The organism is Marinomonas pollencensis (assembly GCF_003387375.1).
Taxonomy (GTDB): Bacteria; Pseudomonadota; Gammaproteobacteria; order Pseudomonadales; family Marinomonadaceae; genus Marinomonas; species Marinomonas pollencensis.
The window spans coordinates 29622-46623 of the sequence record NZ_QUNG01000003.1; the positions used below are offsets into that span (position 1 = coordinate 29622).

Consider the following 17002-nt stretch of genomic DNA (forward strand, 5'->3'; position numbering starts at 1 on the left):
TGATTGGTTTGGTATTGATTCCATGTTTAACAACAAAAGTATTCTTATCACTGGTGGTACTGGCTCTTTTGGCCACCAATACGTAAAAACCCTGTTGGCACTCTACCAGCCAAAACGGCTCATAATTTACTCTCGTGATGAACTAAAGCAATACGAAATGCAGCAAGTGTTTGATGCGCCTTGCATGCGTTACTTCATCGGTGATGTGCGCGATAAAGACCGCTTAACTCAGGCCATGCGTGATGTTGACTATGTGATTCATGCGGCTGCCCTAAAACAAGTTCCCGCCGCGGAATACAACCCGATGGAATGCATCAAGACCAACATCCATGGTGCGGAAAATGTCATTGCGGCCGCCATTGCTAATAATGTAGATAAAGTCATTGCACTATCAACCGACAAGGCTGCTGCACCAATAAACCTTTATGGCGCGACAAAACTGGCTTCCGATAAATTGTTTGTCGCAGCCAATAATATGGTCGGGCAGGGCCGTACTCGCTTCTCTGTCGTCCGTTACGGCAATGTAGTTGGCTCGCGAGGGTCCGTCGTTCCCTTCTTCCAAAAACTAGTCAAAGAAGGGGCCAAAAGCATTCCTATTACTCACCCTGAAATGACCCGTTTCTGGATCACTTTACCAATGGGAGTCGACTTTGTTTTGCACAATTTCACCCGTATGCACGGTGGCGAAATCTTTATCCCTAAAATCCCCTCCGTACGCATTATGGATTTAGCGGCAGCTTATGCGCCACATACTCCCACCAAAGAAGTGGGAATTCGTCCTGGTGAAAAGCTACATGAAGTCATGTGTCCTGCTGATGATTCATTTCATACTTTTGAGTTTAAAGATCATTATGTCATAGCCCCTAGCATTAAGTTCTACCAAGATGACATCCGCTTTGATCGTAATAAAACAGGAGAGCAAGGAACCTTAGTAACCGCAGGGTTTGAATACCAATCCGGTAATAACCCTCATTTTTTAACCGTTGACGAGATCCTCGCCTTTAATGAGTAATTCTGGTTTTATTCCATACGGCAAACAATCCATCAGCGAAGATGACATTGCCGCTGTGGTGGATGTCTTAAAGTCCGACTTTCTCACCCAAGGTCCGGTAGTAACCGCTTTTGAAGACGCCATAGCAAATAAAGTTGGCGCTCAATATGCAGTGGCCGCAAACAGTGCAACCTCCGCACTGCATCTGGCCTGTTTGGCCTTAGGGGTTACCACAGGGGACCGAGTCTGGACATCTCCCAATACTTTTATCGCATCCGCTAACTGTGCTCGCTATTGCGGTGCAGAGGTAGATTTCGTGGACATTGACCCTCAAACCTACAACCTTTGCGCCGTTCAACTCGCCAAAAAACTGCAACAAGCTAAGCGGCAGAAGCGCTTACCCAAAGTGGTCATCCCGGTGCATTTCGCTGGTCAATCTTGTGATATGCAAGCCATTCACGCGTTAGCCAAGGAATACGGTTTTGCAATTATTGAAGACGCGTCACACGCCATTGGCAGTACCTATCAAGGCCAGCCTGTGGGCAATGGCCGCTTCAGTGATATTTGCGTATTTAGCTTTCATCCGGTGAAAATAATAACCTCCGGAGAAGGAGGGATGGCGGTAACAAATCACGCCCCACTCGCTCAACACATGCGAACTCATGCCCAACAAGGCACCACTAAGTCACCCAACGAACTGACTCAGCAACCTGGGGATTGGTACTACGAACAACATACCTTAGGTTTTAATTATCGCATGACCGAACTGCAAGCGGCGCTTGGTTTATCCCAACTAGCACGCTTGGATGCCTTTATCGAACAACGCCATGCGCAATTCCAACACTACCAAACACAGCTCAAAGACTTTCCTATTACGCTACCTCACCAAGCGCCAGACAACTATTCTGCTCTGCACTTGTTTCCCATTTTATTGCCTAAAACCAGTAAAGCAGCGAGGAAATTAGTATTTGATATATTGCGACAAGCTGGCATAGGCACTCAAGTTCACTATATTCCAGTGCACACCCAACCTTATTATCAAGCACTTGGCTTTAGCCAAGGACACTGCCCTATTGCAGAAGATTATTACGCACGCACCTTAAGTTTGCCGCTTTATAGCGAGTTAAATGAAACCCAGCAAAATCGCGTGGCATTGTTGTTAAAGCACGCCTTGATTACCAGTAGAGTAATGTCAGCATGAGCCCAACAAGGTCTTTACAACGCGTGGCGGTCATTCCTGCTCGGGGTGGCTCACAACGCATTCCTCGGAAAAATATTCGTCTTCTCAATGGCAAGCCATTACTGGCCTACTCCATTGAAACAGCCCAAGCGAGCCAGTTATTCGATCGTATCATTGTATCAACAGATGATCAGGAAATTGCCTCTGTCGCCCGCAGCTATGGTGCCGAAACGCCTTTTCTACGCCCCCAAAATTTGGCCGACGCCTTTACTGGTACGACCCCAGTGATGCAACATGCATTACGCTTTTTAATCGACCAAAATCAAATGCCGAATGAGGCCTGTTTGATCTACGCCACCTGCCCTTTACTTCGCCCCAGCGATCTTATCGAAGGGTTTCACGCGTTAGACAATGCCAGCTTTTGTTTCTCCGCAAGCACCTTTGATTTTCCCATTCAAAGAGCCTTATATTTAAACGACAAGGGTGTACTAACTACCCTGTTTCCTGAACACATAGGAAAGCGATCACAAGATCTAGTGGAAGCCATTCATGACGCGGGGCAGTTTTATTGGGCAACGACTAAAGACTGGCTAGAAGATGGGAATATTTTCGGAGAAAAGTCCAAACCTATAATGCTACCAAGACACAGAATTCAAGATTTGGATACGGAAGAAGATTGGCAACGTTTAACACAATTAATGGCGCTGTATAGCTAGCCGTTTCCAGGTTTGGCAAGTGCCTCATGGATAATCAGAGCAACACGAGCAGCACCTTGGCCATCAACAAGGGATTGGGCCACCAGTTTGGACGCCTGCAACCAAGGCGTGTCAGACCAAGCTAGTAATGCTTGCTCTACCAATGCGTCTATTTGGCTGGCGCGCTGAGTAACAGGCAGATGATCAAAACGTACCGCTTGGCACCACCCCAGAGGCACATGCTGTTGCAATGAACGGGTTTGGTTATCCGCCACTTGAGCAAATATACTTGGCACTCCCATCGCAGCAAGCTCAAACAAGGTTCCTCCGGCTGCTGAGATTGCTAGTTTTGCCTCCTTCATAACAGGGCTAACTTCTGACAAGCCTTGTTTAAAGTCAATTTTATGGCGTTCTGAAAAGGCTTTTACCGCCTCACTATTCAGCGCATTTTTACCGCATAAAACCAATATTTTCTCTAATGGGAAATGGCGTCTCTGCAGGCTTTTCAAAATGCCCAATGTCAGCATTAATGGGTCTGTTCCACCTAGGGTAAGCAATAACTTTTCAGGAAAATGACTCGCCTGAGGCTTGCTCTGAAATTCCGCCCGTAATAAAGCAAACTGAGGACCAGTTAACGAAGTTTGGACCTGTGGAGAGTATTCTTCATGCAGTGGGTTTAGTACCCATCTGGCAGGAAAAGCACCGCGTTCATTCATGTCATCCAACACCAATAAATTGGCTTGATATTGATATAAACGAGCAATATCTGCTGCCTGATATTGGTAGTGATCTAAAATCACTAGATCCACTGTCGCGGCCTGCTGAAGAAACTCTTGTTCTGTGTCAATCAATTGATCTTCTGGTTGCGCAAAGGTGGCGCAAGCTCGATGCACAACAAACTGGCAATCCCACCCCAAGGCTTGCAAGGCCGCAATCAGTGCCTGACAACGCACCCGATGCCCCATACCAATGCCGACAGACGCATCGGCACGTACTAGCGCTTTCAATCAAGAAGCTCCCAAAATAAAGGCTGCCCCTTTTGCACATCAGACGAGAGGGTTCTGCCCATTACCTCAGACCAATGCTTAGGTGCGAGCCCCAAAGAAGGGCGAATGATTTTCAGATGCTGATCAGACAGCACAGTCCCCGCGGGAAGGTCTTGGGTAATATAAATAGAGCGACGATACTTTTTCGCTTTCTGCTCCGCTTCTGAACCACCATAAGTTACTTTTCCTAGCGCCGCTTTAGCACTTCGACAGGTCTCGACTAAGACCTTCATTTCACTCGGCTCGATAGAAAAAGCCGCATCCACACCACCCGCCTCTCGATCCAGTACAAAATGCTTTTCAATCACAGTCGCACCCAACGCCGTCGCAGCAACCGCCGCCCCTATTCCTTGCGTATGGTCTGATAAACCAACAGTGCAGCCGGTTCGCTTTGCTAAATCCGCCATTGTTAATAAATTGGAGTCGTCTATTTTAGCAGGGTAAGTACTAGTGCATTTAAGCAGTGTAAGAGGGTTATCACCAATCGCTCGGATGGCAGCAATGGCTTCTTCGATTTCTTCGAAGCTTGCCATACCGGTCGACATAATAATCGGCTTACCTGTTTTAGCGACAGCCTGAATCAAAGGAATGTCGGTCATTTCAAACGAGGCAATTTTGTATAAGGGCACATCCAATGACTCAAGAAATGCCACTGCGCTCAAATCAAAAGGAGAGCTAAATGCAACGAGCCCCAAGGACTCAGCGTAGTCAAATAAAGGCTTATGCCATTCCCAAGGTGTCGATGCTTTCGCGTACAAATCGTATAAATTAGTGCCATGCCACAGGCTATCGCTTTCTGACACCATAAACTCACCATGACGAACATCAAGCGTCATGGTATCTGGTGTGTAAGTTTGCAATTTAATCGCATCAACACCGGCTTCTGCCGCCGCGCGGATCATTGACTTTGCTAATTCAAAGTTCTGGTCATGATTACCAGACAACTCAGCAATAATAAAAGGCGTATTTTCAAACATAAATAAGCGTTAGCCATTATAAAAGGTAATAAGGTGATCATTGCCCTGATCAACAAAATCGGAAGCTTGCTGCACTAGACTGGGCATTTCTTCCAAAAACTCACACCATACGGCAAATAAAGCCTGGGCGCGCTGGACGGCTTCAGCTTCATTTTCATGCTCAAAAATAAACTTAACCATCAAAAATGCCGAATAGGTAAAAGAGCCAATCAATAGATCTTGAAGGTGTCTGTGGACACTGCCTTTTAAAAAATAAATAGTCCGATGATGTGACCATAACAAGTCACAGACAGCTTCTCGTGTTGTAATAGAATCATCCCAGCCCTGTTGTAATAGCTGTGTTACCTTACGAAAATCATCCACTGAAATCAGCGTTTCAGGGGGTTGATTTAATAGGCTCTGAGGGGGCGTGGTAAAGAAAGCTTGATCCAGCAAATCAATAACGTGTTGATGGTCAATCTTTGGGTCTAAAATCATCACATCTTCAGGCCTAAGTGGCTCAACACCTTCTATTTTAGCCCCATCTGACAAATTATAGCTGTTAAAGCCACGGCGCTTATTTAGCTGCCGAGTAAGCGACTCTAACTGCACCCTCGATGTCTCCATAATATTAGTGCCATAAATAACACCACCAAAATTCCCTTCTCGCTCAATCAGCTTCGCATCTTGGAAACTTTGAAACCCTGACTCTTTGCCGTCTTTATAATAACCACTATGAATCGAATGGTGGCTGCCTTTATCTTTAAAACCATTGTCCACACCAAGGTAATAAACTGTATTAAAACCAAAGAGTTGTACATAAGAAAGTGCTAAATTAGCCACCACCGGATTGCAGAAATTAAGCTGCACATAGTCACTCATATCCCCTTGGGAACGGGCTTGGTTAAGAATCAAGGAGGTTATCGCTTCCCCTGGTTTCATCGCCATGCCGGAGCGTTTAAAGTACTGAAAGTACTCAGGGTGCATAACATTAACAGACAGCCCCCAAATTTGATCTAGGTAATCTTGATCAAGAAACAAGAACTTATCCACTGTCTGTTTCATGCGTTCAATATCGACATGAATATCCGGAGTGATGCCCAATTTCTTTAAAGTATTGATGGTCGAGCCACAGCAGACCAATAAAACTTGATCGCGAACCTCTTTAATTAATTCAATACCTTGGTCTAAAGAAGGGCCGTTCCCTAAAATAAAAACAGGAATATCCGTTACCCATTTAGGCAAGGCATCTCGCCCTTTAAATTGCGCCAATCTGGTATTAGGCAAAGAGCGTAACCCTTGCGCAATGCCAATAAGGGCATCATCAAAAAACCCCCACCCCATCACTTGACGCGCATAATGCTTTTCAAAATAAGCGATAGCGCTGTCATTTTCAGGACTACCATAAGCCACATGTAAAAAGGTCTCAGGAGCCATAAAATAGCCATTCTCCGCTAATTGAAGAATGTACTTTTCTGTGAACTCTTCAGGCTCCACACCAAGAAAAAAGTGTATCGTGCGCCCATCAGTGTTAAACGTTTCTAATATTGGCTGCCAATCTATCGCAAACAAAGAATAATAAAAATAATCTAAATCGCATTCATATAGGTATAGGTGTTTGACGTTTCGGCGCGCGAGGAAGGCTTCGAGTTGATACCCTAATTCAATACCAAAAAAGACCGCTGAACCAACAAATTCAGGTAGCTCCTGCTGTTTCTTAAGTCCTTTTTTTTGTTCAGTTATGACGTCCATCATTTTGTTGCTATAAAACACATGACGGCTAGGGTGGTTATCAGTTTTGTCTAAATTGAGGAAGGTTTTATTCGGCGATGCCAGCGAAGACAATACTTTTTGCTCCGACTGTAACCTAGGCTGCTGGGAAAAAAGCGGTGCTGTAACGTCTTCCCGAAATAAGTTCAGGTCGCCGCTGGCTTCCATATAAATGTGTTTTTTTAGCGGTTTGAAGTTCACAAACTCTTCATAAATATGCGGCATAACACTGGCAAATAACGCCATGTTTTTAAGGTAACGCTCAGTAAGAGCTTGATCATGCTCTTTAATCCGCTCTAACCCTTGAGAAAAGAGTAAAATAAATTCTTCTGCTTGCTCTACAGAAACAGGGGAGCTTTCATTTAGCATATTTTACGCCTTTATACTGGCTAACGCCTTTACGTGTTTTTGTTGACTGAAAAAGCTGCTCTTGCATCGTATCGTGAAGACTCTGGATAAACGCTATTGCTTGTCGATGTAAGACTATAAAATGTTTTATTTGAGCGTCTATTTGAGCATTACCAGAAGGCTCAATCGTGCGGATAAAGTCATCGTTATGTTCACAAAACACGAGTATTGCTTGACTGTCTTTTTCCTCAAGTGCGGTTTGTAACGTCTCGATCGAGCGCTTCAGATGAGCCGCATCCAGCATTAAACCGTTCCTGTACGCGCTTGGTTTCTATCTTCATAGGCCTTTTGCTTATCCATATCAGAAATCTGATCCCAAGCCCCTTTGATTTGTAAAAGCAGCCCCATCACCTGATCAAGAATTGCAGTATCTTTAGTAATACTTGCCTCTGTAATCTGCGCTGTCATATAGTCATACAAAGACTCCAGATTATCCACCAGCTCTGGGTTGACATCACGGTCTAATGCATCACGCAGACTATTAATAATTTCAACCGCACTAGTCAATGCAGTCGCTTTCCCAGCCCAGTCAGCTCGGGCTATACAACCTTTACCCAGCGCAAGTCGCTCTAACGCACCTTGCATTAAGAGCTGAATGACTCGATGAGGATCGGCAGAGGCCAAATCAGACTTCAAGGAGTCCTTTTTATAAGCATGAATCCCTTTTTTCTCGTACATACACAACCCCGTTTTGTTACAATTTAAACAATTTTACAGCTTACCTAGAGTGGAATTTAAATACTCCCCTTGGGCTTTCATATTAGAAAGTTGTGACCCCAAGCTCGTAAATTTATCCCTCAAAGAATCTTCATATTTCGTCATGCGATCTTCATACGATTGCAGCGTTTCTTCGGTATTGTCTTTGGATTTTTGGATAGAATCCTTTAATGCCTGATTCATACCATCACGGCCAGAATAGCTGTTTAGAAGCCTATCTAAAGAGCCTGCTAACCCTTGGCTGCCGGTAAACAAGGCAGGTAATTCGTCGTAATTCTGACTGATGGCCTTATCAAGCTTGGCTTGATTGATGCTCAGCATTCCTTTACTCCCCATTTTGATTCCTAGATCAAAAACGGAGGAAAGTTTACCCGTGTCAGAATGGGTTGACATAAGACTACTGGTCATCGAAGACTGTAGATTACGAACCATGCTATTACCATTCAGCACCGAGCCTTTGGCCGCGCTTTGAGCTAATATTCCGACCAAATCATTATAAGATGAAACAAAGCTTTTGACGGTTTCTTTTACCGTCTCTTCATCATAACTAATATCAACTTTTGTCGGTTTCGATGTCAGCGCTAATGCATCAATCGTTAATCCCGACACAGCTTTATCGAAAGTATTACTGTCATTGCGAATGGCGATGCCATCTACCGTAATAACGGCATCTCTCGCTTGATCATTTGCCGACACAGCCATACCGGCAGACAAACCTTCTGTAGAGACGCTGTCTAAAGACAAACCACTTGGGTTTGTCGGTGCATCTTCTAACGCTTCTTTTTCGTCTTTGGTTAACGTGTCTGAAATAGCTAACTGGGATAAAGGCGTAGGAACGTTCGAAATGGTTAGAGAATTACCATCCCCTTCTTTGTCTGAAGTGATAGTAAAAAATAAATCTCCAGCTCCGTTATCAACCAAATTTGCCGATACACCAAAATTGTCTTCTGCAGTGTTGATTTGCTGTCTTAATTGAGAAAGTGTGGTCTTAGGTGAGACATCCAATGTAAAAGACTGATCGCCTGCGCGGAACGTTAACTCGCCGCCACGGGCCGTAACAACATCATCACCTGAGCTGAATAACCCTGGAGTGGATAAAGCTCGGCTACCTTTAGCGGTTTGGTTGACACTGATTTCATATGAGCCATTTGATGAACTGCGGTTTGCTGTTACATCCAATACTTTGTCATCATCAGGCTGATCGATAACAGCGTTACGCCCAATAAAAAGATCACTGTCGTTGAGTTTTTCCACACTGGATTTAAAACTATCGATGGCAGAGCCAACAGAACCTAAAGCTGATAGTTTTGAGTCATAACCTTGAATGGTGTTTTTATACAGCTTAACTTTATCATCTCGCTGAGCGCTCACCATTTTATTAACAAGTGACTCTAGATCAACTCCTGATCCAGCCCCCAATGAGCCAACGGCCATAGCTTCTCTCCTGATCTTTTAGACATTATCAAAATGACGTATCACACTCGACTATTCACCAAAGTGCCTTTTACATCACTTAGCTCACTAATAATATCATCGATTCGCTCTGACATTTTCAAAAAATCTTCTGTGGGAATTTGACGCACTACATCACCAGAAGATTGATCGACAACTTTCACAATGTTTCTGCCGCCATCTTCTGTGGTTTCAAATGACAGACGAACATTTAATTGAGCCATTTTACTATTCATGCTCTCCACTTGGCTTGGTTCAAGCTCGGGAGAAACACTTTGACTTTGCGGTTTATCAGTACCGACTCTATTGGTATCGGACAAGGCTTGGACAACTTTAGACTCAAGTTGCTTTCGTGCAGTAAATTCATTCGAAGTATGTTGCTCTGGCCTAAGAGACATACTGTGTAAAGCTTGTTTAGAAAGATCGCTAGAACTAATTGACATACCTCAGGTCCTCTAAAAACAGACAAAGCTGAGGCATTGCCCCAGCTTTTAGCTATGTAAGACTATCTCGAAAGGACTATCTCAATAAAGACAACGCGGTTTGAGGACGTTGGTTTGCTTGTGACAGGATCGACGAGCTAGCTTGCTGCAAAATCTGTGCACTGGTTAGTGCGGCAGTTTCTTGAGCAAAGTCCGCGTCTTTCACTCGAGAACGAGCGGCAGATACGTTTTCTGTAATATTACTAAGGTTATTAATAGTAGAGCCAAAACGGTTTTGTACCGCACCTAGCTCAGCACGCTTAGAGTCCACGGCAGAGATCATAGAATCAAGAACACCGATCATACTCTGAGCATTCGCCATAGACGTGATGGACGCTGTAGATATACTTACTTGAGAAGAAGCTTGGCTAGACAAACCAGACATAGTGAAACCACCGTTACCGGCAAAATCAATAGATCCATTCGCACCCGCGTCTTTCATATTAAAACTGATGGTTTGATTAGAGTCTGCACCAACTTGGAAGACACCATCATAAGTACCGTCTAGCAAGTTACGACCACCAAAAGTAGTGTCCGATGCAACACGGTTGATTTCTTCAGATAATTGAGACATTTCTTGCTGCAAGGCAGAGCGATCTTCGTCTGTATTAGACCCGTTCGCAGACTGCAAAGACAAAGTACGCATACGCTGAAGCATATTTGTCGTTTCGTCCAATGCACCTTCAGCCGTTTGAGCCAAAGAAATACCATCGTTGGCGTTACGTACAGATTGATTCAAACCATTAACCTGAGAGGTTAAACGATCGGAAATTTGCAAACCTGCAGCATCGTCAGCAGCACTGTTGATTCGACTACCAGAAGACAATCGCTGGAAAGCTGTGTCTAACGTTTTCCCTGAATTCATCAATTGACGCTGAGCGTTAAGAGATGAGGCATTCGTGTTTACATAAAGAGCCATATAGCCTCCAAAGATTTCAGAAATCCTGCAAAAAAGCAGTACTCGTCCTTGATATCGACGGAGCTTTATAAAACTTTAGCAATTTATGGCAATTATTTACCTAATAGCGGCAAAAATGATCCCACCACAAGGTAATTTCATTCCTAAGACATTGAAAAACATCACTTTTATTTTGTTTATAAACATCTAAACAAATGTGTATTTTGGGTAAATTTCAGGCATAAAAAAGCCAGATGACAATATTCCCACCTGGCCAAAAGCCACTTCTAGGAGAGAGAAGTAGCCTGCTTCGAAAAATTCGAAACAACAAAGTAAGCGGCACCTATAGTACCGCCCTTATAAATGTAATTAATTACCCAATAATGACAACGCTGTTTGTGGTCGTTGATTGGCTTGCGCAAGCATACTACTGCTGGCTTGCTGAAGAATTTGTGCACTGGTTAGTGACGCGGTTTCTTCTGCAAAATCTGCATCTTTGATTCGAGAGCGCGCCGCGGAAACGTTCTCTGTGATATTGCTCAAGTTATTAATGGTTGAGCTAAAACGGTTTTGTACCGCACCTAATTCTGCTCGCTTGGTGTCTACAGCAGAAATCATGGTATCCAATACAGAAATCATACTTTGTGCATTGGCCATACTAGAAACTGACGCCAATGTTTCAGATACTTGAGGGGTAACAGCACCGGCAGACAAGCCAGACATGGTAAAACCACCATTACCTGCAAAATCAATCGAATTAGCGGCGCCACCAGACTGCATGGTAAAACTAATCGTCTGATTTGCATCAGCACCCACCTGAAACACACCTTCATAAGTACCGTCTAGCAAGTTACGACCACCAAAAGTGGTTGTATCTGCGACTCGGTTAACCTCTTTAGATAATTGAGCCATTTCTTGCTGAAGCGCGGCTCTATCTTCGTCTGTGTTTGAACCATTGGCGGACTGAATAGACAAAGTACGCATACGCTGCAACATGTTAGTCGTTTCGTCCAACGCACCCTCTGCAGTTTGCGCAAGAGAAATACCATCGTTAGCATTTCGCACTGACTGATTTAACCCGTTAACCTGAGAAGTCAGTCGATCACTGATTTGCAAGCCGGCGGCATCATCTGCTGCACTGTTGATTCGGTGGCCAGAAGACAAACGCTGAAAAGCTGTATCTAGTGTTTTTCCTGACTGCATCAATTGACGCTGAGCATTTAATGAAGACGTGTTGGTATTTACATATAAAGCCATTTGTTTCTCTCCTAAACATTAAAATCTCGACCAACAACCGTTTGATTTAATTAGTTATTTGATTGTTTGCCTGTATGATTTAGTTATCGGCAAGAGCGTTGGCACCTTTAGCTTTTTTTTAATCTTTTTTAAGTTTTTTTTACGCAAGCCAAGGTGCAACGAGATAAATATAAAAGGAGAGAGCCAGTTATCACTGGCTAGGGTTAAATCAGATGGTTAATGAATTGCAAGCCGAATTTTTGCGCATCGACTTCACCTACTACTTCAACGCTGGTACCAGGCTTAGATAGATCGATATCAGTAGAAGCAATGAAGGTCTTATTATTCACACTATAAACCTGTCGCACGAGCGCCGGCTGAAAATCATGGCTTAGAGTGAGCACAAAACCAACTCGACCATTTGACAAAGACACACAAGAGCCCACTGGAATCCTACCAATACTTTTTAGAAATACAGCCAACAAGTTTTTATCAAACGCCAAGCCAGCTTCTTTAATAAGCTGTCGTCTGGCTCGCACTGGCCCCATGGACTTTTGATGAACTTGCTCAGAAGTCAGGGCGTCATAAGCATCTATAATGGCCGCTATCTTGCCATAAATAGAAATCTCTTTCCCCACTTTCCCTTTAGGATAACCCGCTCCATCTACTCGCTCATGGTGATCCAATAACATATGATAGATAACCTTAGATATGTTATTTGAGCGCCTCACGATTTGCTCACCTAACTGAATATGTTTGCGAAACAAATCAAATTCACCATCAGTCATTCTGGTTGTTTTATTAATCATCGCAGTGGGTAAGCGAAAACGCCCCAGATCAAACAATAAAGCCCCCAATGCAATCACATCAACATAAGCCTCTGATAGCTTCATAGAGCGAGCAAAGTGAATACCTAACACAGCCATTCCCATCGCATGTTGTGCAATATAAGCTGAAGCATCCTTCAAATGGCGAATCGCCATTAAAGCGTGAGGGTTTCTTGAATAGGACTCAATAAGGCGAGAACAAAATTGCGCTAGACCATCAATATCGAGCTGGTTACCTTGCTTAAAACGCTCTACTTGCTCAAGCAATAGTGAGTGACCATCTTCAAATAGGCGAAACGCAGTGACCACTTCATCATTAAAACCAGTCGGCTCAATGTTTGATCGTTTCGTTATTCCTTTATCGGACTGAGCAATGCTAGGCTCGCGGGTCGCCTTGGGCTCTGGTGTCGCGAGCGGCTTCGCCTCCACTTTAGGAACACGTTTTCTCCCCTCTCGATCAGGCTCAATAGACTCCAACCTAGCCTTATACGAAAGAATATATTCTCGCGTATTATCGTTTAACTCCTGTCGAAAATAGCGAAATAAATTGCCGCCTTTAATCGACTTTTCACGCCACTCTTTAGACGACAATCCTTCATGAAGTTTTTTGAGACTACGAACAGATTTGCCTGTCGCAATGGAAAAGCACAACATTAAGAAACGCTCTTGAGCGTCATACAATCGATCCTGCCGACTATTTAACAACTGATCGTCATTAAAATAAGGATCAAAAGGAAGCATTTTACTTTCTAGAACAGGGCGAACTTCATCAAGTGCTAATTGCCGCAGAACCACACTCACTATGCGTTCTTTACGTCCATGTTCAAGAATCAATTTTTTAGCACGTTTATGGTTAACAACCGCATTTTTTATCTTAAAAATATCGAGTATTTCATCGATATCAAAATATCCAGCACCGATTTCAGCCCCAAAGCATGACTCTATCTGAAATGATGTCATTTCCGATTACCTTGAGTGATTGAGATCAAATTTTATTAAACAAAGATAAATTACTGACCCGAGAGAACAGCTTTTGTGAAGAAGTAAGGGCGGATTCAGCCATCGACAACTCTGTCGCGGCCGCCCCCATATCCAATCCAGCAACCCTATCTTGGGCCATAATATTTGACAACTGATTAGCCGAACTAAAATCGCCTCGCTCAGATAATGTGTTTAAACGAGCACCGACTGAAGAACGGCCTTCTCCAATTGACGCTTGAGTATTCACAACACTGACTTGGGCATCATGAAGGGCTGCATCTTTTTCATCCGATGTTGCATTCTTATCACGCAACACCGCAATAGCATCTTTTAATTGGTTCAGAACATTGTCACGTTTCGGCGGATTTAGCGAAACTTCTATTGCTGCACCAGGTGCCCCCTTAATAACAAAAGACATACCATTGATTATAAGCGGTTGATTCGGTTCATACACACCAGAGGCGACAAGATTACCAGTAGAGTCCATCAATGAATACTCGCCCGGCGGACCAGAATAAAAAGGCACTTTCTCTCCGTCTTCTGGCGGTAACTGTGCTTCGGCCTGAGCGTCAGCAGCAGCACCTAACGGAGTAGTCGTCAAAACAAAATTATTCGCGACACCACTGGTGGCACTGTAGTTGTCACTTAAAAAAGCATCAAAGTCGCCTTCATCATGCACCTTGGCACTTAAAGAGACGTTTCCCGCTAACAAGGTTGCGGTAAAGTTATTCCGCGTCCATACATCCTGAAACAACTGTTTACCGGTATCATTAATAGGAATTTTTCTATTTTCTGATATCTGAGCAAACTTTTGCCCTTCATTACCAGTCCAATCATAGCGACCATCTGGACGCAGTGTAAAAGCGGGACTACTAATGTCTGTACCCGCAAAAATGTAACTGCCATCGGCGCTCTTTGAATTCATCAAATCCGCCATAGAGTCGACCATTTTCGAAATCTGTTCGGTAATAGCATTTAAGTCATCTTGAGTATTTGCAGTATTTTCTGCTTGAATGAACAAGGTTCGAGCATCATCTAGGAAGCCATTTAAACTGTCTAAAGCCACCTCTTCATACTCAAGATGGCTTTTCGCCATCTTCATATTACCGTCGTACTGCTTTAATTGACTTGAGCTGTTTTCATACTGCAGCACCTGGCCGGTACCAACCGGGTTATCGCTAGGCTTAACAATACTCGTCTGTTCAGAGATTTTCTTATTAATATCCATATAGCGATCATTTGCTTTTGAGATCGCTTGGCTAGATTGCCCATAAATTAAGTTATTAGTGACTCTCATAAGCTTACCTCACAGCCCCTAGCAGTGCATCAAAGGTGGTTCTCGCCGCCGTAATAACTTGTGCAGCTGCAGAGTAGGACTGTTGATATTTCAATAAATTCACTGCTTCTTCATCTAAACTCACACTGGATACTTCATCACGCCTAGCAATACTTTGATTCATTACCACTTCACTAGACTGGCGATTAGTCTCTAATGCAGCACTTTTGCTACCAACCGAGGTAACCATGTCAGAAAAGGCTTCTGCCAGTGTTGTCTTCCCTGATACAAGAGATTGGTTTTGTAAGTTCGCTAACTGCAGACCATTAAAGTTATCTGCCGAGCCGAGATCCCCCATACTCATGCTAAATTCATCGCCCGCCTTAGGGGAAGATGAGATGGACACATCAAAACCTGCCTCTTCAGCCAGCCCCGCTTGGGCCAGCAAATCCTTGAAATCTTGGGCATCATTCACAGAAGAAAGGACGTTACCTTGCTCATCACGCACTTCATATGCATTGTCTGATGTGAAATAAATGCTGTGTGGGGCGACAGGATAAAGCTCACCATTCACTGAAAAAGCCGAACTGCTTGGGTCTGTATTTGTTACCGAGGTTAAACTCAAGCTGGCATCAGATAAGTTATTGGGGTTCGTCGTCACCCCTAGAGGAGCACTTAAAGCAATATCATCGCCATTTTTAGCCGCGATAGAGATGGCTGAAGCCGCACCGTCGGTAGGCGAAAAACGATAGGTATCATGCAGTTCGTAATCGTTTAAATCACCAAGATGAACACTCACCCCTAAACCATCCAAGTGGTAATCACCATTTTTATCCGCCTGTGCTGTAGTCAGGTCTAGTAAGGTGGATTTTGGGCTTGCTTTTCCATCCAAATCAAACACTTTAATGGTGAATTGGTTATCATCGGTTTTCGCCAACTCATAGCTACCAAGCGCAACATCAGCAGATTTTCCCGCGCTAACATGCACAGCGATATCATTCGCCTCACCCTTGTTTTCCGCGTCAGCATAAACTTTAATATCACCTATCTTAAACAGGTCATTACCAAAAGCGCCAGCCGCATCCAATCCCAAACCATTCTGTTGATTCATCGCATCAGCAATAGAGATAGCGTTCAAGCCTAACTCTCTATCACTCTTTTCAGCGAATTCTGTCTGATAATCCATTAACGCACCGATAGACCCACCAAGGTGTTCTGTCTTTGCTGCCACTTGGTATTTACCAAAATCAATAAAGAGCTTTTTCTGACTAGGGTTATTAACATCAGGCACCGCTTTTAACACTGTCGCCGTTTTATCCATAACCAAAGGCTGACCACTACCAAGATGTACGGTCATTACTCCATTATCCGCATACTGTACTTTTACATTCACATAACTGGCGATTTCTTTGGCTAATAATTCCTGCTGATCTCGCAACTCGTTAGCAGGAGAGGTGGAACCCGTTTCTTCTTGCAGTATTTGGCTATTCAGATGAGCGACTTGACGAGTCAGATTATTCAACTCACCTAGTGAGGTTTGCGTTTGCTTATCCGCAATGGTTTTTTGCTCTCCGACTAGCTTTGACAAGGTATGATAATGTTCAGTTAGGTCTTTCAAGCTAGAATGCGCTAACTCTCGAAGCGATGAGGAGGTCGGGTCGTTATTCACCTCATGTAAGGATTTAAACGCCTTGTTAAGATAGTTGTTTAACGACACGCTATTTTCACCTAACAAGCCATCTGCGGTAGACATCATAGAGTGATAGGTGTCGTAGTAAGCATGGGAAGAGGTGTCTGTTCTTACCTGATCATTAACAAACTTGTCTACAATACGCGAGGTATCTTGAATACGTACTGCGCCAGTTGGCGAACTGACCGTGGCAGTTTTTTGGCGGCTATAGCCTTCCGTATCCACATTGGCGGTATTTTGACCAGTCGTATTGATACGAGCATTACTACTCTGTAATCCCGACAAACCAATTGAATATAAACCAGAGCCCATCGCTCACACCTCTAGAACATGAAAAAGCATTTTACGTAATAAACTATCGGCAAGCTCTGCAAGAACTTTACCAAACCATGAAAAA

At 43.8% G+C, this 17002-nt stretch carries 15 protein-coding genes; 3 read left to right on the forward strand and 12 right to left on the reverse strand.

Annotated elements, in window-relative coordinates; genetic code table 11:
* Positions 1–22 precede the first annotated feature (22 nt).
* From pseB to pseF, 3 genes are read left to right on the forward strand one after another with little or no spacing between them, the layout of a single operon-like run.
* A complete protein-coding gene (pseB, locus tag DFP81_RS05270; protein WP_115896728.1) occupies positions 23–1012 on the forward strand; it encodes a UDP-N-acetylglucosamine 4,6-dehydratase (inverting) in 990 nt (329 codons plus the stop codon).
* Positions 1005–2192: a UDP-4-amino-4,6-dideoxy-N-acetyl-beta-L-altrosamine transaminase gene (pseC, locus tag DFP81_RS05275; RefSeq protein ID WP_115896729.1), complete on the forward strand. Its 1188-nt coding sequence runs from the start codon at positions 1005–1007 to the stop codon at positions 2190–2192. Before pseB ends, pseC begins: the two co-directional genes overlap by 8 nt.
* Complete coding sequence (gene pseF / locus DFP81_RS05280; protein WP_115896730.1) at positions 2189–2887, forward strand: pseudaminic acid cytidylyltransferase; 699 nt, start codon at positions 2189–2191, stop codon at positions 2885–2887. The genes pseC and pseF overlap by 4 nt, the downstream gene beginning before the upstream one ends.
* Here pseF and DFP81_RS05285 read toward each other — a convergent pair.
* The 12 genes from DFP81_RS05285 to flgK all read right to left on the reverse strand — a co-directional run bounded on the left by DFP81_RS05285 (position 2884) and on the right by flgK (position 16917).
* Positions 2884–3873, reverse strand: a complete 990-nt coding sequence (locus DFP81_RS05285; RefSeq protein WP_115896731.1) for a PseG/SpsG family protein — start codon at positions 3871–3873, stop codon at positions 2884–2886. The genes pseF and DFP81_RS05285 overlap by 4 nt on opposite strands.
* Positions 3870–4889 carry a pseudaminic acid synthase gene (gene pseI, locus DFP81_RS05290; RefSeq protein WP_115896732.1) on the reverse strand — a complete coding sequence of 340 codons (1020 nt, stop codon included), beginning with the start codon at positions 4887–4889 and terminating at the stop codon, positions 3870–3872. The genes DFP81_RS05285 and pseI overlap by 4 nt, the downstream gene beginning before the upstream one ends.
* Positions 4890–4898: 9 nt before the next feature.
* The gene (locus DFP81_RS05295; RefSeq protein WP_115896733.1) at positions 4899–7007 is read right to left on the reverse strand and encodes a motility associated factor glycosyltransferase family protein; all 2109 of its coding nucleotides are present in this window, start codon (positions 7005–7007) and stop codon (positions 4899–4901) included.
* Entirely contained in the window at positions 6997–7290 is a 294-nt protein-coding gene (locus DFP81_RS05300) for a hypothetical protein (protein ID WP_115896734.1), read from the reverse strand. Before DFP81_RS05300 ends, DFP81_RS05295 begins: the two co-directional genes overlap by 11 nt.
* Entirely contained in the window at positions 7290–7724 is a 435-nt protein-coding gene (gene fliS / locus DFP81_RS05305) for a flagellar export chaperone FliS (protein WP_115896735.1), read from the reverse strand. The genes DFP81_RS05300 and fliS overlap by 1 nt, the downstream gene beginning before the upstream one ends.
* Positions 7725–7757: 33 nt before the next feature.
* Positions 7758–9197: a flagellar filament capping protein FliD gene (gene fliD / locus DFP81_RS05310; RefSeq protein WP_115896736.1), complete on the reverse strand. Its 1440-nt coding sequence runs from the start codon at positions 9195–9197 to the stop codon at positions 7758–7760.
* Between the two features lie 41 nt (positions 9198–9238).
* A complete protein-coding gene (locus tag DFP81_RS05315) occupies positions 9239–9658 on the reverse strand; it encodes a flagellar protein FlaG (RefSeq protein WP_115896737.1) in 420 nt (139 codons plus the stop codon).
* A 76-nt stretch (positions 9659–9734) separates the two neighbouring features.
* On the reverse strand, positions 9735–10616 hold the full coding sequence (locus DFP81_RS05320) for a flagellin N-terminal helical domain-containing protein (RefSeq protein ID WP_115896738.1): 882 nt from the start codon (positions 10614–10616) through the stop codon (positions 9735–9737).
* 348 nt (positions 10617–10964) lie between these two features.
* A complete protein-coding gene (locus DFP81_RS05325; protein WP_115896739.1) occupies positions 10965–11852 on the reverse strand; it encodes a flagellin N-terminal helical domain-containing protein in 888 nt (295 codons plus the stop codon).
* 203 nt (positions 11853–12055) lie between these two features.
* Complete coding sequence (locus tag DFP81_RS05330; RefSeq protein WP_115896740.1) at positions 12056–13618, reverse strand: HD-GYP domain-containing protein; 1563 nt, start codon at positions 13616–13618, stop codon at positions 12056–12058.
* A gap of 25 nt (positions 13619–13643) precedes the next feature.
* Positions 13644–14936 carry a flagellar hook-associated protein FlgL gene (flgL, locus tag DFP81_RS05335; RefSeq protein ID WP_115896741.1) on the reverse strand — a complete coding sequence of 431 codons (1293 nt, stop codon included), beginning with the start codon at positions 14934–14936 and terminating at the stop codon, positions 13644–13646.
* Positions 14937–14940: 4 nt separating this feature from the next.
* Positions 14941–16917 carry a flagellar hook-associated protein FlgK gene (gene flgK, locus DFP81_RS05340; protein WP_115896742.1) on the reverse strand — a complete coding sequence of 659 codons (1977 nt, stop codon included), beginning with the start codon at positions 16915–16917 and terminating at the stop codon, positions 14941–14943.
* Between the last annotated feature and the right edge of the window lie 85 nt (positions 16918–17002).

Coding starts and splice junctions, on each gene's coding strand:
- pseB (WP_115896728.1), top strand. CDS start 23: ATGTTTAACAACAAAAGTATTCTTATCACTGGTGGTACTGGCTCTTTT.
- pseC (WP_115896729.1), top strand. CDS start 1,005: ATGAGTAATTCTGGTTTTATTCCATACGGCAAACAATCCATCAGCGAA.
- pseF (WP_115896730.1), top strand. CDS start 2,189: ATGAGCCCAACAAGGTCTTTACAACGCGTGGCGGTCATTCCTGCTCGG.
- pseI (WP_115896732.1), bottom strand. CDS start 4,889: ATGTTTGAAAATACGCCTTTTATTATTGCTGAGTTGTCTGGTAATCAT.
- DFP81_RS05295 (WP_115896733.1), bottom strand. CDS start 7,007: ATGCTAAATGAAAGCTCCCCTGTTTCTGTAGAGCAAGCAGAAGAATTT.
- DFP81_RS05300 (WP_115896734.1), bottom strand. CDS start 7,290: ATGCTGGATGCGGCTCATCTGAAGCGCTCGATCGAGACGTTACAAACC.
- fliS (WP_115896735.1), bottom strand. CDS start 7,724: ATGTACGAGAAAAAAGGGATTCATGCTTATAAAAAGGACTCCTTGAAG.
- fliD (WP_115896736.1), bottom strand. CDS start 9,197: ATGGCCGTTGGCTCATTGGGGGCTGGATCAGGAGTTGATCTAGAGTCA.
- DFP81_RS05315 (WP_115896737.1), bottom strand. CDS start 9,658: ATGTCAATTAGTTCTAGCGATCTTTCTAAACAAGCTTTACACAGTATG.
- DFP81_RS05320 (WP_115896738.1), bottom strand. CDS start 10,616: ATGGCTCTTTATGTAAACACGAATGCCTCATCTCTTAACGCTCAGCGT.
- DFP81_RS05325 (WP_115896739.1), bottom strand. CDS start 11,852: ATGGCTTTATATGTAAATACCAACACGTCTTCATTAAATGCTCAGCGT.
- DFP81_RS05330 (WP_115896740.1), bottom strand. CDS start 13,618: ATGACATCATTTCAGATAGAGTCATGCTTTGGGGCTGAAATCGGTGCT.
- flgL (WP_115896741.1), bottom strand. CDS start 14,936: ATGAGAGTCACTAATAACTTAATTTATGGGCAATCTAGCCAAGCGATC.
- flgK (WP_115896742.1), bottom strand. CDS start 16,917: ATGGGCTCTGGTTTATATTCAATTGGTTTGTCGGGATTACAGAGTAGT.